Annotated in this window: 21 protein-coding genes; 8 read left to right on the top strand and 13 right to left on the bottom strand. The window is 68.1% G+C overall.

Annotated features, from left to right (window positions below; all coding sequences use genetic code 11):
• Positions 1–5 precede the first annotated feature (5 nt).
• Positions 6–920 carry a ParB/RepB/Spo0J family partition protein gene (locus tag ASC70_RS23410; RefSeq protein ID WP_047413848.1) on the top strand — a complete coding sequence of 305 codons (915 nt, stop codon included), beginning with the start codon at positions 6–8 and terminating at the stop codon, positions 918–920.
• Positions 921–1,146: 226 nt separating this feature from the next.
• Here ASC70_RS23410 and holA read toward each other — a convergent pair whose 3' ends face one another.
• The 4 genes from holA to ASC70_RS23430 all read right to left on the bottom strand — a co-directional run bounded on the left by holA (position 1,147) and on the right by ASC70_RS23430 (position 5,973).
• Positions 1,147–2,199 carry a DNA polymerase III subunit delta gene (gene holA / locus ASC70_RS23415; protein ID WP_056055376.1) on the bottom strand — a complete coding sequence of 351 codons (1,053 nt, stop codon included), beginning with the start codon at positions 2,197–2,199 and terminating at the stop codon, positions 1,147–1,149.
• A gap of 3 nt (positions 2,200–2,202) precedes the next feature.
• Positions 2,203–2,664, bottom strand: coding sequence for an LPS assembly lipoprotein LptE (gene lptE, locus ASC70_RS23420; protein ID WP_156396304.1), 462 nt, complete (start codon positions 2,662–2,664; stop codon positions 2,203–2,205).
• A gap of 59 nt (positions 2,665–2,723) precedes the next feature.
• On the bottom strand, positions 2,724–5,309 hold the full coding sequence (leuS, locus tag ASC70_RS23425) for a leucine--tRNA ligase (protein WP_056055381.1): 2,586 nt from the start codon (positions 5,307–5,309) through the stop codon (positions 2,724–2,726).
• Between the two features lie 136 nt (positions 5,310–5,445).
• Positions 5,446–5,973: a DUF3576 domain-containing protein gene (locus tag ASC70_RS23430; protein ID WP_082009465.1), complete on the bottom strand. Its 528-nt coding sequence runs from the start codon at positions 5,971–5,973 to the stop codon at positions 5,446–5,448.
• Positions 5,974–6,226: 253 nt separating this feature from the next.
• On the opposite strand from ASC70_RS23430, the gene ASC70_RS23435 reads away from it, so the two are divergent.
• Entirely contained in the window at positions 6,227–6,637 is a 411-nt protein-coding gene (locus ASC70_RS23435; RefSeq protein ID WP_162247261.1) for an NtrZ family periplasmic regulatory protein, read from the top strand.
• Positions 6,638–6,643: 6 nt separating this feature from the next.
• Here ASC70_RS23435 and ASC70_RS23440 read toward each other — a convergent pair whose 3' ends face one another.
• Positions 6,644–7,264 carry a thiamine phosphate synthase gene (locus tag ASC70_RS23440; protein ID WP_200939194.1) on the bottom strand — a complete coding sequence of 207 codons (621 nt, stop codon included), beginning with the start codon at positions 7,262–7,264 and terminating at the stop codon, positions 6,644–6,646.
• Between the two features lie 12 nt (positions 7,265–7,276).
• Here ASC70_RS23440 and ASC70_RS23445 point away from each other — a divergent pair, with 12 nt between their 5' ends.
• Entirely contained in the window at positions 7,277–7,942 is a 666-nt protein-coding gene (locus tag ASC70_RS23445) for a YggS family pyridoxal phosphate-dependent enzyme (RefSeq protein WP_056055387.1), read from the top strand.
• On the opposite strand, the gene ASC70_RS23450 is transcribed toward ASC70_RS23445, so the two are convergent.
• Complete coding sequence (locus ASC70_RS23450) at positions 7,939–8,448, bottom strand: L,D-transpeptidase (protein ID WP_056055390.1); 510 nt, start codon at positions 8,446–8,448, stop codon at positions 7,939–7,941. The genes ASC70_RS23445 and ASC70_RS23450 overlap by 4 nt on opposite strands.
• A 75-nt stretch (positions 8,449–8,523) precedes the next feature.
• Between ASC70_RS23450 and ASC70_RS23455 the strand changes: the two genes are divergently transcribed.
• Positions 8,524–9,210 (top strand): response regulator transcription factor, encoded by a 687-nt coding sequence (locus ASC70_RS23455; RefSeq protein ID WP_047413838.1) that lies wholly within the window; start codon positions 8,524–8,526, stop codon positions 9,208–9,210.
• Positions 9,211–9,267: 57 nt separating this feature from the next.
• Here the strand turns inward: ASC70_RS23455 and secB are convergent, their stop codons facing one another.
• Positions 9,268–9,756 carry a protein-export chaperone SecB gene (gene secB, locus ASC70_RS23460; RefSeq protein WP_047413837.1) on the bottom strand — a complete coding sequence of 163 codons (489 nt, stop codon included), beginning with the start codon at positions 9,754–9,756 and terminating at the stop codon, positions 9,268–9,270.
• A 146-nt stretch (positions 9,757–9,902) separates the two neighbouring features.
• On the opposite strand from secB, the gene timA reads away from it, so the two are divergent.
• The 4 genes from timA to ASC70_RS23480 are packed head-to-tail and all read left to right on the top strand — an operon-like array spanning position 9,903 to position 12,897.
• Complete coding sequence (timA, locus tag ASC70_RS23465) at positions 9,903–10,511, top strand: TIM44-related membrane protein TimA (RefSeq protein ID WP_082539530.1); 609 nt, start codon at positions 9,903–9,905, stop codon at positions 10,509–10,511.
• Complete coding sequence (locus ASC70_RS23470) at positions 10,511–11,686, top strand: murein transglycosylase A (protein WP_056055397.1); 1,176 nt, start codon at positions 10,511–10,513, stop codon at positions 11,684–11,686. Before timA ends, ASC70_RS23470 begins: the two co-directional genes overlap by 1 nt.
• 1 nt (position 11,687) lies before the next feature.
• Entirely contained in the window at positions 11,688–12,266 is a 579-nt protein-coding gene (locus ASC70_RS23475) for a Smr/MutS family protein (RefSeq protein WP_056055400.1), read from the top strand.
• Positions 12,267–12,324: 58 nt separating this feature from the next.
• Entirely contained in the window at positions 12,325–12,897 is a 573-nt protein-coding gene (locus tag ASC70_RS23480) for a DUF4337 domain-containing protein (RefSeq protein ID WP_056055404.1), read from the top strand.
• Here ASC70_RS23480 and ASC70_RS23485 read toward each other — a convergent pair.
• From ASC70_RS23485 to ASC70_RS23510, 6 genes are read right to left on the bottom strand one after another with little or no spacing between them, the layout of a single operon-like run.
• On the bottom strand, positions 12,894–13,235 hold the full coding sequence (locus ASC70_RS23485; protein WP_056055407.1) for a phosphoribosyl-ATP diphosphatase: 342 nt from the start codon (positions 13,233–13,235) through the stop codon (positions 12,894–12,896). The genes ASC70_RS23480 and ASC70_RS23485 overlap by 4 nt on opposite strands.
• Positions 13,232–14,014: an imidazole glycerol phosphate synthase subunit HisF gene (gene hisF, locus ASC70_RS23490; protein WP_056055409.1), complete on the bottom strand. Its 783-nt coding sequence runs from the start codon at positions 14,012–14,014 to the stop codon at positions 13,232–13,234. Before hisF ends, ASC70_RS23485 begins: the two co-directional genes overlap by 4 nt.
• On the bottom strand, positions 14,014–14,748 hold the full coding sequence (hisA, locus tag ASC70_RS23495) for a 1-(5-phosphoribosyl)-5-[(5-phosphoribosylamino)methylideneamino]imidazole-4-carboxamide isomerase (RefSeq protein WP_162247262.1): 735 nt from the start codon (positions 14,746–14,748) through the stop codon (positions 14,014–14,016). Before hisA ends, hisF begins: the two co-directional genes overlap by 1 nt.
• Positions 14,736–15,377, bottom strand: coding sequence for an imidazole glycerol phosphate synthase subunit HisH (hisH, locus tag ASC70_RS23500; RefSeq protein ID WP_056055412.1), 642 nt, complete (start codon positions 15,375–15,377; stop codon positions 14,736–14,738). The genes hisA and hisH overlap by 13 nt, the downstream gene beginning before the upstream one ends.
• A 12-nt stretch (positions 15,378–15,389) precedes the next feature.
• Positions 15,390–15,980 (bottom strand): imidazoleglycerol-phosphate dehydratase HisB, encoded by a 591-nt coding sequence (gene hisB, locus ASC70_RS23505; protein WP_047413828.1) that lies wholly within the window; start codon positions 15,978–15,980, stop codon positions 15,390–15,392.
• 24 nt (positions 15,981–16,004) lie between these two features.
• On the bottom strand, positions 16,005–16,994 hold the full coding sequence (locus ASC70_RS23510) for an adenosine kinase (protein ID WP_056055415.1): 990 nt from the start codon (positions 16,992–16,994) through the stop codon (positions 16,005–16,007).
• Positions 16,995–17,047 lie beyond the last annotated feature (53 nt).

Genomic DNA, 17,047 nt, shown 5'->3' on the forward strand with positions numbered 1-17,047 from the left:
ATATGATGGAGTCCGTCGTGGTGGGAGAGCCGGGTATGGCCGAAGGGCGTCGTGGTCTGGGACGCGGGCTGTCCGCCCTGCTGGGCGAGGTCGACGCCGCGCCGGCCCAGGCGCCGGGCGATCACGCCGGCGGGTCGAGGGACGCGCCGATCGAACTGCTGAAGCGCAATCCGGATCAGCCGCGCCGCACATTCAAAGAAGACGATCTCGAGGATTTGGCCAATTCGATCCGCGAAAAGGGCGTGCTGCAGCCAATCCTGGTGCGGCCGGCCCCCGACGCGCCGGGCGAATACCAGATCGTCGCCGGCGAACGTCGCTGGCGTGCGGCCCAGCGCGCCGGCCTGCGCGCCGTGCCGATCATGATCCGCGAGCTGGATGACCTGGCGGTGCTGGAAATCGGCATCATCGAGAACGTCCAGCGCGCCGACCTGAACATTCTGGAAGAGGCGCTCTCCTACAAGGTGCTGATGGAGAAGTTCGACCGCACCCAGGAGAACATCGCCCAGACCATCGGCAAGAGTCGCAGCCACGTGGCCAACACCATGCGTCTGCTGGCCCTACCGGACGAGGTGCAGTCCTACCTGGTCAGCGGCGAGCTGTCGGCCGGTCATGCCCGCGCCATCGCCGCCTCGGCCGATCCGGCGGGCCTCGCCAAGCAGATCATCGACGGCGGCCTGTCGGTTCGCGAGACCGAGGCCCTGGCCCGCAAGGCGCCGGATCCGCGTCCGGCCAAGAACAAGGGCGGCCGTCCGCCGCGGGTCAAGGACACCGACACCCAGGCCCTGGAGGCCGACCTGTCGTCGGTCCTGGGTCTCGACGTGTCGATCGACCATCGTGGCTCGACCGGAACCCTGACCATCACCTATGCGACGCTCGAGCAGCTCGACGACCTCTGCAACCGCCTGACCCGAGGGGTCTGATCGGACGCACCTAAAAGCGTGCAAGGGAGCGGATTTCGGGGCTCAAAATGCTCCGGCAAAATCGCCTCTGTGGCGCACAGAACGGCGCCTTTCCGTAGCCCGGGAGGCGTCGTTTTCGTGAGGCGAGGGCGGTTCACAGTGTTTTTTGACGCAAGCACTTGTCGCGTAAGGGTTTCTTGAAAGCTGTCCACAGGCGCGCAAAGGGCCTGTTTTGGGCCTTTTCGGGCTACAGCCCCAGTCGCCGCGCGCGACCGGCGATCATTAACGCCAGACGCTCGGCGATCAGCTGATCGGGCGAGCCGGAAGTCTTGCAGGCGCGGTCGGCGGTCAGGACCTCGCCCTGGATGTCGAGGATGGCTTCCAGGTTCCAGGCCCGGGCCTGGCGCAGGAACTCGCGCTCCTGTTTCCAGAAGACGCCGGCGGCCTTGGCGGCGGCCTGCAGGTCGACGCCGTTCTTGTGCAAGGTCAGCACGCGGCGCAGGCGGCCCAGATAGTAGCCCATGGCCCGAACGGCGGCTGGACCGCCTTCGCCCTCGGCCGCGGCGCGGCGCAGGGCGGTCTGGGCCGCGCCCGCCTTGCCGCCGAACGCGTCGGCGGCCGCGTCGCTGAGCGAGGCTTCGGGCTCGACGCCCAGGAAGTCGGTGAGGTCGGCGGCGGTGGCGTTGACGCCGCTGTTCGGACCCAGATAGAGCGCCAGGCGCTCGATCTCGGCGCGGGCGACGCCGCGCTCCTTGGGCAGGCGTGAAACGAACAGGTCCAGCGCCTCGCCGTTCAGGCTGACCTTGTCGTTGGCCAGTGTGTCGCGCGTCAGCCGGGCCAGATCGCCGGCCTCGTCTTCGTAGCAGGGGATGACCGCGCAGCCGTTGGCCTTCTCGGCGACCTTGCGCAGCTGGGACTCGCGGCCCAGGGCCCCGGCCTCGACCAGGAAGAAGGCGTCGGGATTGAGCTGACCCTCGACGTGGCGGGTCAGGGCCTCGGCGGCCTGCCTGTCCGGACCGGCCTTCTCGCCGGACAGGCGCAGGCGCACCAGGCGGCGGCCGCCCATCATCGACTGGGCCGACAGCTCGTCTTCCAGCTTGGCCGGATCGCTGTCGAGGTCGCCGTCGGTCAGCTGGGCGGTGTCGAAGGGATCGTCGGGGCGCTCGACCACGCGCTTGGCCAAGGCATTGGCGCGATCGCGCACCACGCCCCGGTCCTTGCCGTACAGCACCACGGCCCGGATGTCCGGGGTCGGCTCCTTGAGGAAGCGTTCGACATCCGGACGCTTGGAGAGAATCATAGCCTAGGCCGGCTTCTTGCCCGCCAGCCAGGTGGCGAGGTCCAGCTGGATCTTGCGCGCGGCCTCGGTCGCGGCCCGCTCCTGGCCATCTTGCTGGGCCGCGATGGCGGCGTAGGGCTGGTCGGCGGAGTCGTAGGTCACCGAGACCTCGGTCAGACCCTTGTGCGCTTCGGCGCCGGTGCGGGCGTCGAGCAGGCGCCAGGTGACCGACATCCGCAGTTCATAACGATTGGCGACATTATCCAAGCGCACGCCGCGGGCGAAGCGCTGCTCGTTGACGCCGAACGCCAGCTTGTAGGCGACAGGGTCGCCCTGGCGGTGAGCCAGGGCGTCATCTAGCTGTTCGCGCAGCAGATAGCCGCCTCGGCCCTCGGCCGCGATGGTCTCGATGCTGGCAAGGCCGCCCTCGACGCCGGGACGGCCATACAGGGGCGTGAAGCCGGCGCAGGCCGACAGGACCGTCATCGACAGCGCCGCGATCGCGAAGGTTCGGGCGACAATCAGCAGGTTGCGTTTCATCGGTCTCAATTGGCCACGATGTTGACGATACGGTCCTTGACCACGATCACCTTGCGGACCGTGACACCCTCAAGGTGGGCCAGGACGTTCGGATCCGCCAGAGCGATTTTCTGAACCTCGTCGTCCGAGGCGCCGGCCTTGACCTTGATCTCGCCCCGACGCTTCCCGTTGATCTGGATCGGCAGGACGCGCTCGTCGTCGGTGGCCAGAGCCGGATCGGCCTTGGGCCAGGGCGCGTTGACGACCATGCCTTCGCCGCCGATCTTGGCCCAGGCTTCCTCGGCTAGGTGCGGCGTGAACGGTGCGACCAGGCGGGCCAGGATGTTCAGGGCCTCGGCGCGAGCGGCCAGGACGCCGTTCGATGCGCCTTCAGCGGGCGCGGCCTTCAGCGCGTTCAGGAATTCGTACAGGCGCGCCACGCCGCTGTTGAAGCGGAAGCCCTCGATGCTGTCGGTGACGAAGCCGATCAGCTTGTGGGCCGCCTTGCGCAGGGCCAGGGCCGCTTCGTCGGTCTCGTCCTGGGCGAAATCGCCGGCCGGTTGGCTGTCGAACTCGTTCCACAGGCGGTGGGTGAAGCGCCAGGAGCCCTCGACGCCCGAGTTCGTCCATTGGACGTCGCGCTCGGGCGGACTGTCGCTCATCACGAACAGACGCGCGGAGTCGACGCCATAGGCCTCGAAGATGTCTTCCGGCGCGACGACGTTCTTCTTGGACTTCGACATCTTCTCGATGTCGCCGATGACGATCGGCGCGCCGGTCTTGGCGTGCTTGGCGGTGCGGCTGGCGCCCTCGGCGGTGATCACCACCTCCGACGGCTCAACCCAGTCGCCGGCCTCGTTCTTGTAGGCCTCGTGGGTGACCATGCCCTGGGTGAACAGGCCCGCGAACGGTTCCTCGACCGACAGCAGGTCCTCGTCCTTCAGGGCGCGGGTAATGAAGCGGGCGTACAGCAGGTGCAGGATCGCGTGCTCGACGCCGCCGATATACTGGTCGACCGCCAGCCAATAATCGGCCGCGGCCTTGCCGACTGGCTCGGCCGCATGGGTGTCGGCGAAGCGGGCGAAGTACCAGCTGGAGTCGATGAAGGTGTCCAGAGTGTCGGTCTCACGCTCGGCCTTGCCGCCGCACGAGGGACAGGTGGTGTGCCGCCAGGTCGGGTGGCGCAGCAAAGGGTTGCCCGGCTTGTCGAAGGTGACGTCCTCGGGCAGGGCGACCGGCAGCTGGTCTTCCGGCACGGGCACGACGCCGCAGGCCTCGCAGTGGATGACCGGGATCGGGCAGCCCCAATAGCGCTGGCGCGAAATGCCCCAGTCGCGCAGGCGGTAGACGGTCGCGCCCTGGCCCTGGCCGGCCTTCTCGATGCGGGCGACAGCCTCGGCCTTGGCGGCCTCGACGTCCATGCCGTCCAGGAATTCCGAATTGAAGATCTTGCCGGGGCCGACATAGGCCTCCTTGCCGACCTGGAAGGTCGCGGGGTCCTCGCCGGTCGGCAGCACCACCGGCAGCACCGGCAGGTCGTACTTGCGGGCGAAATCCAGGTCGCGCTGGTCGTGGGCCGGGCAGGCGAAGATCGCGCCGGTCCCGTAGTCCATCAGGATGAAGTTGGCGATCCAGACGGGCAGGGTGATCGACGGATCCAGCGGGTGCTTGACCCGCAGGCCGGTGTCATATCCCAGCTTCTCGGCGCTCTCGATCTCGGCCTCCGAGGTGCCGCCCTTGCGGCAGTCGGCGACGAACTGCTGGATCTCGGGGTTCTCGATCGCCAGGCGTTCGGCCAGCGGATGCTCGGGGGCAATGCCGACGAAGCTGGCGCCGAACAGGGTGTCGGGACGGGTGGTGTAGACCTCCAGCCCTTCGGCCATGCCGTCGGGCGCTTCGCCCTCAAACTGGAACTTGAAGCGCAGGCCCTTGGAGCGGCCGATCCAGTTCTCCTGCATCAGGCGAACCTTGTCGGGCCAGCGGTCCAGGGTCTTCAGGCCGTCGATCAGGGCGTCGGCATAGTCCGTAATCCGCAGGAACCACTGGGTCAGCTTGCGCTTCTCGACCGTCGCGCCCGAGCGCCAGCCCTTGCCGTCGATGACCTGTTCGTTGGCCAGGACGGTCATGTCGACCGGGTCCCAGTTGACCGAGGCTTCCTTGCGATAGACCAGGCCGCGCTTCAACAGGCGCAGGAACCAGGCCTGCTGTTTGCCGTAATATTCCGGGTCGCAGGTGGCGAACTCGCGCGACCAATCGACCGAAATGCCCAGCGATTTCAGCTGCTCGCGCATGGCGGCGATGTTGTCGTAGGTCCAGCCCTTGGGATGGACGCCGCGCTCCATGGCGGCGTTCTCGGCCGGCATGCCGAACGCGTCCCAGCCCATCGGGTGCAGGACGTTGAAGCCTTGGGCGCGCTTGTAGCGGGCCACCACGTCGCCCATGGCGTAGTTGCGGACGTGGCCCATGTGGATGCGGCCCGACGGATACGGGAACATCTCGAGCACGTAGTATTTCGGACGGCCGTCGTTGATTTCGCCGGTCTTGAAGACGTCGGCCTTGGCCCAGGCGTCACGCCATTTGGGCTCGGTGTCTTTGGGATTGTAGCGGGCCATCGGAAACCAGGATCTTGATACGGAGAAGCGCGCTCAAGAAGCGCGTCCGCGACAAGTTATGCGGTTTCGCGGCTGGAGCGCGCTGAGAAAATAGGGCGTCAGGGTCCTCTTCGCCTGGAAGAGGACCCCTGGGGCCTTAGCCCTTGATGTTCGAAAGACGAAGCTGACGCGCGCGGGTCAGGATCGCGTTTTCGATGTCGGTGGCGGTCTGGTCGGCGACCGGAGCATCGACCCAGGCGCCGTTGATATCCTTCGACTGCTTGAACACCGTAACGTTCAGGCCGTCGGCGCGCAGGCGGGTGTCGAGAATGTAAACCGTGGCCTTGAAGCGCTCGGCGGGGGTCTCGGGGTTCACGTACCAGTCGGTGACGATCACGCCGCCGTACGGGTCGGCCGAGGCCAGGGGCATGAAGGCCAGGGTGTCCAGGCTGGCGCGCCACAGATACCCATTGACGCCGATCGAACCCTCGGAGGCCGGAGCCTTGTTGCCGCCGCCGAAGCGCTTGAACGGGTTCAGGCCCGGTTCGTCGCTTTGCGTCGAGAACGTCTTCGGGGGCTTGTTGCTGCTGCAGGCCGACACGCCCAGCAGGGACAGAGCCAGGACGCCCGCGGCGACGCCGCGCATCACAGACCCACGCTCAAACGCCATAGTACCTCGCTCCAATGTCTCGCCGACGCGGCTTCGCGCATCCTGGCGCGCCCCCGCGGCCGGGAGCCGGTCTATAGCATGGCTACGCCGCCTCAAAACAGGAATCGCGTGACCTCGTCGCCACAGGAGTCGATTGAATCGCCCAATTCAGCCCGAAGTGCGACCAATGGCCGGTTGACCGCGTTCCGGCCAAGCCTTTAATCGCAATGTAAGGGCTCGTTCCTATATGGGATGGGTGGGGACAACAGAGTATGGGCGGCGAGTAGCGATGGTCGCGACGCGTTTCTTCTTGGCCGGGGCTGCCGCGCTGATCCTGACGGGATCGGCGGCGAGCGCGTTCGCCCAGGCCAAACCGCACGCTGTTGCGCCCGATTTCAGTGTGAAGAACGACTTCACCAGCGCCGCCGCCGGCGTCCAATACCCGCAGGATGACAAGCGCACCCTGCGTTGGGACGCCAAGAAGGGCCGCTGGGGCCTGAAGCTCGACCTCGACCAGCCGACCAGCCGCGAAATGGAACTGCAGGACGTGCAGGCCGGCGCCTATTTCAAGGTGACCCCGTCGATCCGCGTCGGCGGCGCCGTCAGCCTGGGCGAGAACAACCCGGCCCTGGCCGCCCGCAAGGCCCAGCAGCCCGACCCCGCGCCGCGTGTCCGCCTGGAAACCGCCTTCAAGTTCTAGGTTCGGCTAGCCCGCCAGGGCTTCCACCGCCGCGATCCCGACAAGTCCGCCGCCGATCAGCTGCGTGACCGTACGCGCTCGCACGCCGCCCAGGGCGTAGACGGGCAGGGTGGTAATCGAAACCAGATCCTTTACGGCCTCGACACCCAGCGGGTCTCCCGCTGACGGGCTGTTGCTGGGAAAGACCGGCGAAACGACGACCGCATCCGCTCCGGCCCGTTCCGCCGCCCGCACGGCGCGCTCGTCATGCGCGGCGACCGTGATCAGGTAGCGGGCGTGCTCGGCCCGCAGGCGGGGAATGTCGGCCGCCAGGCGCTCGGGCATGTGGAGGCCGTCGGCGCCGATGCCTTCGGCCAGGTTGGCGTGAGCCCCGACCAGCAGCAGCAGGCCGCGTTCGGTGGCGATCGTCCGCAGGCGGCGGCCCTGCTCGACCGCGTCCGGCGCGCCGAAGGCCCGGAACACGATCCCGGCCCCGCGCGGCAGGCGCTCGGCCACGGTCGTGGGGTCCGGAACCCGGGCTGGATCGGTGAAGAACAGCAGGTTCGGCAAGGTCACGCCGCGCGCGGTCCTTGGCGGGAAGGTCGCGGCCGCACTAGACAGGACTTCCAGTTCGCTCACGTCGTGCAAGGCCGTTCCCCCATGTCGCTCGCCCAGTCGCAAGCCCTCGCCGAGATCCGCGACCGCATCGCCGCCGCCGAGACCCGCGCCGGCCGGCCGGCGGGATCGACGACGCTGGTGGCCGTTTCCAAGACCCAGCCCTGGGAGCATATCGCGCCCGTACTGGCGGCGGGACAGAAAGTGTTCGGCGAGAACCGCGTCCAGGAAGCGATGGAACGCTGGGGGGACCGCCGCGAAGGGCTTGAGCTGCGCCTGATCGGCCCGCTGCAGACCAACAAGGTTCGCGAGGCCGTCGGCCTTTTCGATGTGATCGAGACGCTCGACCGCGAGAAACTGGCCAGGGCCCTGGCCGACGAGATCGAAAGGGTCGGCAAGGCGCCGCGCCTCTATGTCCAGGTCAATACCGGCGAGGAGCCGCAGAAGGCCGGGGTCACGCCCGCTGACGCCGACGCCTTCATCGCCGCTTTCCGGACGACCTATGGTCTGGCGATCGAAGGCTTGATGTGCATCCCGCCCGTCGACGCCGACCCCGCGCCACATTTCGCACTGTTGCGGACCATCGCCGCGCGCAATGGGATCGAGAAGTTGTCGATGGGCATGAGCGACGACTTCGAGACGGCGATCGCCCAGGGCGCGACCTCGGTGCGGGTGGGCTCGGCGATCTTTGGACGCCGCGATTACGCCTAGTCGGCGACGATCTCGACCGCGTCTCCAGGCTTCGCCGCCGCCAACACCGCTTCCAAGTCCGCCCGCGCCAACGCCACGCACCCTTCCGTCCCTGGATAGCCCTCCCGCGCCAGGTGCATGAAGATCGCCGAGCCCATGTCCGGGATCGGCGGGTCGTCGTTGTGGCCGAGGATCACCACCAGGTCGTAGACGGGGTCGTCGCGCCACATCCGCTCGGCGCTGGCGGCATAGGGCAGGGTGACGGGCCGGTTGTAGTTCGGATCGTCGGGAGCGTCGCACCAGCCGTCCTCGGGCCGGGTGGCGCGAAGGGGCAGGGCGGTGGTCGGGCCGTTCGGATAGACGTCTGGCCGATACCACACCTCGCGCATGGGCCAGGTTCCGAGCGGGCTCTTGCTGTCGCCCTCGCGCTTGTCGGCCGCCGCGATCGCGCCCGTCTTGCCGATCGCGCAGCGCAAGATGCGTCCATCCAGTTCGAAGTGGCCATCGACATGGGCGCGGAACAGCATCGAAGGACGACTCCTCGGACTTAAGGCCTCGCTCGGGGTTGTCCCCGGGGGCCGCAGCGGTGCATGTTTCGCCTTATGGCGCAACGCAAGACCCTTCTGCTGATCGACGACGACGACGACCTGCGCGGCGCCTTGGCCGAGCAGCTGGCCCTGCACGAGGAATTCGCGGTCGCCGAGGCTGCGAGCGCCGGCGAGGGCGTGCGAATGTCGCGCGAGATCAAGCCCGATCTGATCCTGCTGGACGTCGACCTGCCCGACATGGACGGCCGTGAGGCCTGCCGGCTGATGCGCAAGAACGGGGTAACCGCCCCGGTGATCATGCTGACGGCGGCGGCCAGCGACAGCGACACGATCCTGGGCCTGGAGTCCGGCGCTAACGACTATGTCACCAAGCCCTTCCGCTTCGGCGTGCTGCTGGCCCGCATCCGCGCCCAGCTGCGCAGCTACGAAGCTTCGGAAGACGCGCTGTTCCGCATCGGTCCGTACGAGTTCCGCCCGTCCGCCAAGCTGCTGGTCGACGAGAAGCAGAAGAAGGTGCGGTTGACCGAGAAGGAAACCAATATCCTGAAGTACCTCTATCGCGCCGGCTCCAAGCCGGTATCGCGCGAGGAGCTGCTGACCGAGGTCTGGGGCTACAACGCCGGGGTAACGACCCACACCCTGGAAACCCACGTCTACCGCCTGCGCCAGAAGATCGAGCCGGATCCCGCTGTGGCGCGGATTCTGATCACCGAGATGGGCGGCTATCGGCTGCAGCCGTAAAGAAAAGAGGCCCGGTCATCACTGACCGGGCCTCTTCATTTCTGCGGCGCGCCTGGATTAGGCGTTGCCGACCACTTGGCCTTCGGCTTGAGCCTTGCGCGCCGCGTAGACGCCGGCGAAATCGATCGGGTCGATCAGGAACGGCGGGAAACCGCCCTCGGCCGTCACGTCCGAGATCAGGCGACGGGCGTACGGGAACAGGAAGCGCGGGCACTCGATCAGCAGCACCGGCTCGAGATCGGCCTCGCTGACGCCTTCGATGTGGAACAGGCCGCCATAGACGACTTCGACGTGGAACACCGCTTGCTCGTCGCGCAGGGCGCGGGCGGAGAGCTTCAGGTCGACTTCGAACAGACCGTCAGGACGACCGCGGGCGTTCATCTCGACGCCCATGTCGATGGCGGGCTGGGCCGCGCCGGCGCGCAGGCTGTCGGGGGCCAGCGGATTCTCGAACGAGAAGTCACGAACGAACTGGGCCAGGATGCGGATGCCCGATTGCCCCGCGGTCTCTTCCGAAGTCGCCTCGGGGGCGGTGGTGTCGGTCATTAGGATAAAATCCGTAATCGGCGGCTAGAACGCCTGAAGAAAGGTGGGCGCTGCTACCATGAGGGCCTGTCTGGCGCAATGTCAGGCGCCTGACGAGAGAGCGCGTCTCGCCTATATAGACATGATATCCTGGGCCCCAAAGCCCGCTGACGGACCTCGAAGTGCTCCAGATCCTGTTTCTCGCCGCGGTCGCCGCGGTCGTTCTGTATCAGCTCTACGCCACGCTCGGCCGCCGCGTCGGTCGCCAGCCCGAGGACGCGCCCGCGACGGCGCAGCCGGGCGGCGGGAGCGCGCCGGTCGACGCCCACCCGGCCCTGCGGACGGAAGGCGTGGCGGTGCTGAAGTCCAAGCAGCCGGACTTCGACCCGACCAAGTTCCTGGCCGGAGCCCGCTCGGCGTACGAGCAGATCGTCAAGGCCTATGCCGAAGGCGACCGTGAGACGCTGAAGCCGCTGCTGGCGCCCGAGGTGATGAGCAATTTCGAGCAGGCCATGGCGGCGCGTGAAGCCGCCGGTCGCAGCGAGAAGGTCGAGTTCCTGACCGCGCCGCGCCTGGATCTCGAGAAGATCGACGTGGTCGGCGACATCGCCAAGGCGGTCGTGCGGATCCTGGCCGAGGTGCGGACCCGCACCAAGGACGAGCGCGGTGAAGGCGTCGACGACCGTCGCACGGCCGAGCTCTGGACCTTCGAACGCGAGGTCAAGAGCGCCAATCCGAACTGGTTCCTCTCGTTCGTGGCCGCCGCCGAGGCGTGATGGTCCGCGTTTCGACCTCGTCCGTCTTCGCGCCGCTGGCTCTCGCCGCGGCGCTGCTGGTCAGCGCCTGCGCCAGCTCGGTGACGCCGCGTCCGCCGGTGGCGACCGGACCCGGGCCGTCGTTCCCGACGACCGTTCCGCCGCCGGTTTCGACCATACCGCCGACGGCGCTGTCGTTCTCCAGCCTGGCAGGCTGGGGCGAAGAGGACCATCTGGCCGCCCTGAACGCCTTTCGCGCCGGCTGCGGCGTAGCCAAGGAACCGGCCATGGCCCGGACCTGCGGCTTGGCGCGGGGCAGCGGGATCCAGGACGAACAGGGCGCGCGCCTGTTCCTCGAGGCCAATTTCCGGCCCGAACCGGTGGGTGACGAAGGCCTGCTGACCGCCTATTTCGCCCCGCAATACGACGCGCGGATGTCGCGCAACGACGAGTTCAGCGTACCGGTGCGGGGCCTGCCGGCCGACCTGGTGGTGCTGGACCTCGGCGCGTTCGAGCCCGCCTTCGTCGGCAAGAAGATCACCGGCCACGTCGAGGGCCCGACCTTCGTGCCCTATCCCGACCGCGCCGCCATCGAGGCGGTTCCGACCGACAAGCCGCTGGCCTGGATGCGGCCCGAGGAGCTGTTCTTCCTGCAGATTCAGGGCTCGGGCGTGCTGGTCCTGCCCGATGGCCGCCGGGTGCGGGCCGCTTTCGCCGGTTCGAACGGCAAGCCATTCGTTGGCATCGCCAACGCCATGCGCGACCGAGGTTTGCTGCCCGACAACAACACCTCGGGCGACGCGATCCGCGCTTGGCTAGCGGCCCATCGAGGTCCCGATGCCGATGCGATCATGCAGCTGAATCCGCGCTATGTGTTCTTCAAGATGGCCGCCGATGACGGCAAGGAGCCCGTGGGCGCCGCCGGCGTGCCGCTGCCGGCCGGCCGGGCCATCGCCGTCGATCCGAGCCGCCACGCGATGGGCGGCCTCTACTGGCTGGACGCCGCCGCCCCGAAGCTCTCGGGCGCCTTCCCCACCTATCGCCGCCTGGCCGTGGCGCTGGACACCGGCGGGGCGATCAAGGGTGACGTCCGGGCCGACCTCTACATGGGCACCGGCTCGGCCGCCGGCGCCGAGGCCGGCCGGGTGCGCCACGCCCTGCGCCTCTACCGGCTCGTGCCGAACCCGCAATCGTAGCGTGGCCAGGAAGCCGCCGCCCGGACCCGAGCCCGGACCCGAGGATGACCGCCGCCTCTGGAAGCTGGTCGCCTCGACCGTGACGCCGCGCGTCGCCGAGAAGCCCGAGAAGATGCGCAGCAAGGCCCGGATCCGGCCGGTGAAGACCGCCACGGCCATCCCGCTGGACCCGCCGACCCACCTGGCGTCGATCGCGCCGCTGCGGGTGAGTCCGGAAGAGCTGAAGCCGGCCGCGCCGAAGATCCCCAAGGGCCCGGCGGAGGGTATCGAGCCCAACCGCAAGCGCCGCATCGTCAAGGCGCATGACCCGATCGGCGCGCGGCTCGACATGCACGGCCTCGACCAGGACCAGGCCCGCGCCACGCTCGAGGCCTTCATCCGTCGGGCCTATGACGACGGCCACCGCGCCGTTCTGGTCATCACCGGCAAGGGCAAGATCGGGCACGGGGTGCTGAAGCAGCGGACCCCCGAATGGCTGGCCGGACCCGGCGTTCGGGAAATGATCGCCGGGGTGTCGACGGCCGACCAGCGGCACGGCGGCGAGGGCGCGCTGTACGTGGCGCTGAAACGAAAGCTCTAGACCGCCCCGTCCTCGCCATGATCGTGGCCAAGCTGCGGATTGGAGACCTGGAGCGCGCATGGACATCGAAATCGGGGCCGAGGCCAAGGACAAGCGGCTGAACCAGCGGGTGGCGATCACCGTCGTCGGTCTGTCGATCTTCATGGGACTGGCGGGCGTCAAAGACGGCAACATCGTTCAGGCCATGCAGCAGGCGCAATCCAGCAATGTCGACGCCTGGAACGAATACCAGGCCACCAAGTCCAAGCTGCATGTCGATGAGACGGCCCTGGCCCAGGTGCGGCTGTTGGCGTTGGCGGGCGACGCTCGCGCGGCGGCGGCTGTCGGAGCCGAGACGGCGCGGCTGGAGACGGAGATCGCCAAGTACAAGGCCGAGGCTCCCACCCTGAAGACCAAGGCCGAGGGCTTCCAGACGCAGTATGACGCGCTCAATGTTCATGACGACCAGTTCGACGCGTCGGACGCCCTGATCTCCATCGCCGTCTCGATCGCGGCGGTGGCAGCCCTGACCGAGACGCCCGCGGCGCTTTGGGCGGCCTGGGTTTTCGGCGCGATAGGGGTCGTGATGGGCCTGGCGGGGTTCCTGGGCTGGAGCCTGCATTCGACCTTGCTGAGCAAGCTGCTGAGCTAGGTCCCGCGCGACGCCTTTTCGGCGATCCCGGAAGTCCCTTCGCGGGCCTCCAGCTTCTCGGCCACCGCGTCCAGCGACACGCCCGAAGCCGCCATCAGGGCCAGCCAGTGGTACAGCAGGTCGGCGCTTTCGGCCGCCAGGGCGTCGGGGCCCCCTTCTTGCGACTTGAGCGCCACGGCGGCGATCACCGTCTCCACCGCTTCCTCGCCCAGCTTCTTGGCGGCCAGGGCCGGATCGTTCAGCAGCTTGGCGGTGTAGGACGCGGTCGGGTCGCCGCCCTTGCGGCTTTCGATGGTCGCGGCCAGGCGCTCCAGGACAGCGGTCAGGCGGGCGCTCATGCGGCCCCCTTCAGCGCATCCAGGCGCACGGGAATGCCCGCGTCGGCCATGGCCTGCTTGGCCTCGCCGATGCTGATCTCACCGAAGTGGAAGATCGAGGCGGCCAGCACGGCGGCGGCGTGACCGTCGCGGGCGGCTTCCACCAGGTGTTCGGTCTTGCCCGCGCCGCCCGAGGCGATCACCGGGACGGTCACCGCGCCGGTCACCGCCTTCAGCAGCGGAATATCGTAGCCGATCTTGGCCCCGTCGCGGTCCATCGAGGTCAGCAGGATCTCGCCCGCGCCGCGCTCGACCACCTTGGCGGCCCATTCGACCACGTCGATCCCGGTGTCTCTGCGGCCGCCATAGGTCCAGACGTTCCAACCCGAGCCGTCTTCGCGCGCCTTGGCGTCGATGGCGACGACCACGCACTGGGCCCCGAAGGCGTCGGCGCCGCCGGCGATCAGGTCGGGGTTCTCGACCGCGGCGGTGTTGACCGAGACCTTGTCGGCGCCGGCCAGCAGCAGGCGGCGCATGTCCGACACTTGCCGCACGCCGCCGCCCACCGAGACCGGCATGAAACAGACCTCGGCCGTGCGCGAGATGACATCCAGGATCAGGCCGCGGCCTTCACTGGACGCGGTGATATCCAGGAACATCAGTTCGTCGGCGCCGGCGGCGTCATAGGCGCGGGCCTGCTCCACCGGGTCGCCGGCGTCGCGCAGGGAGACGAAGTTGACGCCCTTGACCACCCGCCCGTCCTTCACGTCGAGGCAGGGAATGATCCGGGTCTTCAGCATCAGGCGACCGCCGCGATCAGGGCTTCGGATGGCTTGATGGTGCCGGCGTAGAGCGAACGGCCCAGGATGGCGCCAGCGATCTCGACGCCCTTGCGGGCCTTCAGCCGCTCGATGTCGGCCACCGAGGCGACACCGCCCGAGGCGATAACCGGGATCGAGACGGCGTCGGCCAGCTCGCCCACGCCCTCGACATTGACGCCGGTCAGGGCCCCGTCGCGGCTGATGTCGGTGATGATCAGGGCTGCGACCCCGGCGTCCTCGAAGCGGCGCGACAGGTCGATCGCCGACAGGTCCGAAAGGCCGGTCCAGCCGTCGACGGCGACCTTGCCGTCACGGACGTCGACCGCCACGGCGATCTGCTCGGGCCACAGGCGGGCGGCCTTCTTGACCAGCTCGGGATCGTGCACGGCCACGGTGCCGAGGATGACCCGCGACACGCCGGCCTCGATCCAGCTTTCGACGCCTTCAAGCGTGCGAATGCCGCCGCCCAGCTGCACCGGGATGGAGATCGACTCCAGGATGGATTCCACGGCCGTGGTGTTGACCGACTTGCCCTGGATGGCGCCGTTCAGGTCGACGACGTGCAGCCACGAGAAGCCGTCCTTGACGAAGCGTTGGGCCTGGTCGGCGGGCGAGGTGTTGAAGACCGTGGCCTTTTCCATGTCGCCGTGCAGCAGGCGTACGCACTGGCCGTCCTTCAGGTCGATGGCGGGATAGAGGATCATGGGCGCCATTCCAGGAAGTTGGCGAGCAGGGCGAGCCCTGAAGCTTGTGATTTTTCGGGGTGGAACTGTACGCCGGCGACATTGCCCTTGGCCACAGCCGCCGTGAACGAACCGCCATGATCGGTGATCGCGACCAGGTCGGCCGGGTCGGCGACCGTCAGGGCGAACGAGTTGGCGAAGTACATGTGGGCGCCGCTTTCGACGCCGGCGAACAGGGGATGGTCGCGGACCAGGGTCACGGCGTTCCAGCCCATGTGCGGGATGGTCAGGGCCGGGTCGGCGGGCTCCAGCTTCTTCACCTGGCCGGCGATCCAGTCGAGGCCGGGGGTGACGCCGAACTCCAGGCCTTCGCTGGCCAGCAGCTGGTGGCCGACGCAGATGCCCAGGAACGGAACGCCCCGGCCGTGCACGGCGGTGTTCATCGCGTCGTAGACGCCGGACGCGTCGAGGCCCGCGCGGCATGAGGCGAAGGCCCCGACGCCGGGCAGGAAGACGCGATCGGCCTTGGCGACAAGGTCGGGATCGGCGGTGACAACGATGTCGGCGTCGATCGCGGAGCGGCGGGCCGCCTCGCGCAGGGCCTTTTCGGCCGAACGCAGGTTGCCCGACCCGTAATCGATCAGGGCGACGGTCTGCATGAAATCAGGTTCCTACAGCACGCCCTTGGTGGACGGAGCCTGGCCGCCAGTCTTGGGGTCGATCTCGACCGCCTGACGCAGCGCCCGGGCCAGGGCCTTGAAGCCGCTCTCGGCGACGTGGTGGGTGTTGTCGCCGTACAGGGTCTCCAGATGGACGCACGCCCCGACGTTCATCGCGAACGCGTGGTGGAACTCCTTGAAGAGTTCGGTGTCCATCTCGCCGACCTTGGGCCGCTTGAAGTCGACCTTCCAGATCAGGTACGGCCGATTGGACAGGTCGATGGCGCAGCGCGTCAGGGTCTCGTCCATCGGGATATAGGCGTGGCCGAAGCGGCGGATGCCCTTGAAGCCGTCCAGCGCCTTGTTGATCGCCTGGCCCAGCACGATGCCCGTGTCCTCGACCGTGTGGTGCATGTCGATGTGCAGATCGCCCTTGGTCTCGACCTTCAGGTCGAAGCCGCCGTGACGCGCGAAGCTCTCCAGCATGTGGTCGTAGAAACCGATGCCGGTGGAGATCGTCGAGGCGCCGGTCCCGTCGAGATCGATCCAGACCCGGATCTGGGTCTCCTTCGTCTCGCGGACCACTTCAGCGGTGCGGGCCATTGAATCCTACAGTCCGTTCTTGCCTTAGAGGCCGTTTTGGGCGGCCAACTCGCGCAGGCTGACCTGCGGACGCGGACCGTAGTGGTTGATCACCTCGGCGGCGGCCAGGCTGCCCAGCTGGCCGCAGACCGGCAGCGGGCGACCCTGCGAGAGGCCGTAGAGGAAACCGGCCGCGTATTGGTCCCCCGCGCCGGTCGTGTCCACGACTTTTTCGACGGGGTAGGCCGAGATTTCATGCAGCTGCCCGCCGGCGGCCACCACCGAGCCCTTTTCGCCCCGGGTGACGGCGGCGATCTCGCTGCGCGCGGCCAGGGCCTTCACGGCGGCGTCGAAGTCGGTGGTCTTGAACAACGAGCAGACCTCGTCCTCATTGGCGAAGACGATGTCGCACTGGGTTTCGATGAAGCCCAGCAGGGCGCCGCGGTGGCGGTCGACCATGAAGCTGTCGGACAGGGTCATCGAGATCTTGCGGCCCGCGCCGTGGCTCAGCGCGGCGGCCTTGGCGAAGGCGCGGCGGGCTTCGGGCGGATCGAACAGATAGCCTTCCAGATAAGAATACTGGGCGGCTTCGATGATCGCCGGGTCGACGTCGGCCGGGGTCAGCTCGACGCAGGCGCCCAGATAGGTCGACATGGTGCGCTGGGCGTCGGGGGTGACGTTGATCAGGCTTTGCGCCGTGGCGGGGCCCTCGGCCAGGGAGGGCGTGGTGAAGACGCAGCCGATGGCCTTCATGTCGTGGCGGAAGACCGAGCCCAGCTGGTCGTCGGCGACCTTGCCGATAAACGCGCCGCGGCCGCCGAAGCTGGCGACGCCGGCCACGGTGTTGGCGGCGCTGCCGCCCGAGGCTTCGATCGCCGCGGCCATGACGTCGTACAGGCTGGCCGCCCGGGCCGGGTCGATCAGGGCCATCGAGCCCTTCACCAGACCCTCACGCGCGAGGAAGGCGTCGTCGCATTGGGCGATGACATCGACAATGGCGTTGCCGATGGCGGCGACGTCGTAGAGCGCGGTCATGGGGCGAAGCAAACCTTTGAAAGAACATGGCCAAGCGGCCGAAAACACTTGGC

The organism is Caulobacter sp. Root343 (genome assembly GCF_001425745.1).
In the GTDB taxonomy this organism is placed as follows: Bacteria; Pseudomonadota; Alphaproteobacteria; order Caulobacterales; family Caulobacteraceae; genus Caulobacter.

Excerpts from the sequence above, each read along its gene's own strand:
- ASC70_RS23410 (WP_047413848.1), top strand. The coding sequence starts at position 6 with ATGGAGTCCGTCGTGGTGGGAGAGCCGGGTATGGCCGAAGGGCGTCGT.
- holA (WP_056055376.1), bottom strand. The coding sequence starts at position 2,199 with ATGATTCTCTCCAAGCGTCCGGATGTCGAACGCTTCCTCAAGGAGCCG.
- lptE (WP_156396304.1), bottom strand. The coding sequence starts at position 2,664 with ATGACGGTCCTGTCGGCCTGCGCCGGCTTCACGCCCCTGTATGGCCGT.
- leuS (WP_056055381.1), bottom strand. The coding sequence starts at position 5,309 with ATGGCCCGCTACAATCCCAAAGACACCGAGCCCAAATGGCGTGACGCC.
- ASC70_RS23435 (WP_162247261.1), top strand. The coding sequence starts at position 6,227 with ATGGTCGCGACGCGTTTCTTCTTGGCCGGGGCTGCCGCGCTGATCCTG.
- ASC70_RS23445 (WP_056055387.1), top strand. The coding sequence starts at position 7,277 with ATGTCGCTCGCCCAGTCGCAAGCCCTCGCCGAGATCCGCGACCGCATC.
- ASC70_RS23450 (WP_056055390.1), bottom strand. The coding sequence starts at position 8,448 with ATGCTGTTCCGCGCCCATGTCGATGGCCACTTCGAACTGGATGGACGC.
- ASC70_RS23455 (WP_047413838.1), top strand. The coding sequence starts at position 8,524 with ATGGCGCAACGCAAGACCCTTCTGCTGATCGACGACGACGACGACCTG.
- secB (WP_047413837.1), bottom strand. The coding sequence starts at position 9,756 with ATGACCGACACCACCGCCCCCGAGGCGACTTCGGAAGAGACCGCGGGG.
- ASC70_RS23470 (WP_056055397.1), top strand. The coding sequence starts at position 10,511 with ATGGTCCGCGTTTCGACCTCGTCCGTCTTCGCGCCGCTGGCTCTCGCC.
- ASC70_RS23480 (WP_056055404.1), top strand. The coding sequence starts at position 12,325 with ATGGACATCGAAATCGGGGCCGAGGCCAAGGACAAGCGGCTGAACCAG.
- ASC70_RS23485 (WP_056055407.1), bottom strand. The coding sequence starts at position 13,235 with ATGAGCGCCCGCCTGACCGCTGTCCTGGAGCGCCTGGCCGCGACCATC.
- hisF (WP_056055409.1), bottom strand. The coding sequence starts at position 14,014 with ATGCTGAAGACCCGGATCATTCCCTGCCTCGACGTGAAGGACGGGCGG.
- hisA (WP_162247262.1), bottom strand. The coding sequence starts at position 14,748 with ATGGCGCCCATGATCCTCTATCCCGCCATCGACCTGAAGGACGGCCAG.
- hisH (WP_056055412.1), bottom strand. The coding sequence starts at position 15,377 with ATGCAGACCGTCGCCCTGATCGATTACGGGTCGGGCAACCTGCGTTCG.
- hisB (WP_047413828.1), bottom strand. The coding sequence starts at position 15,980 with ATGGCCCGCACCGCTGAAGTGGTCCGCGAGACGAAGGAGACCCAGATC.
- ASC70_RS23510 (WP_056055415.1), bottom strand. The coding sequence starts at position 16,994 with ATGACCGCGCTCTACGACGTCGCCGCCATCGGCAACGCCATTGTCGAT.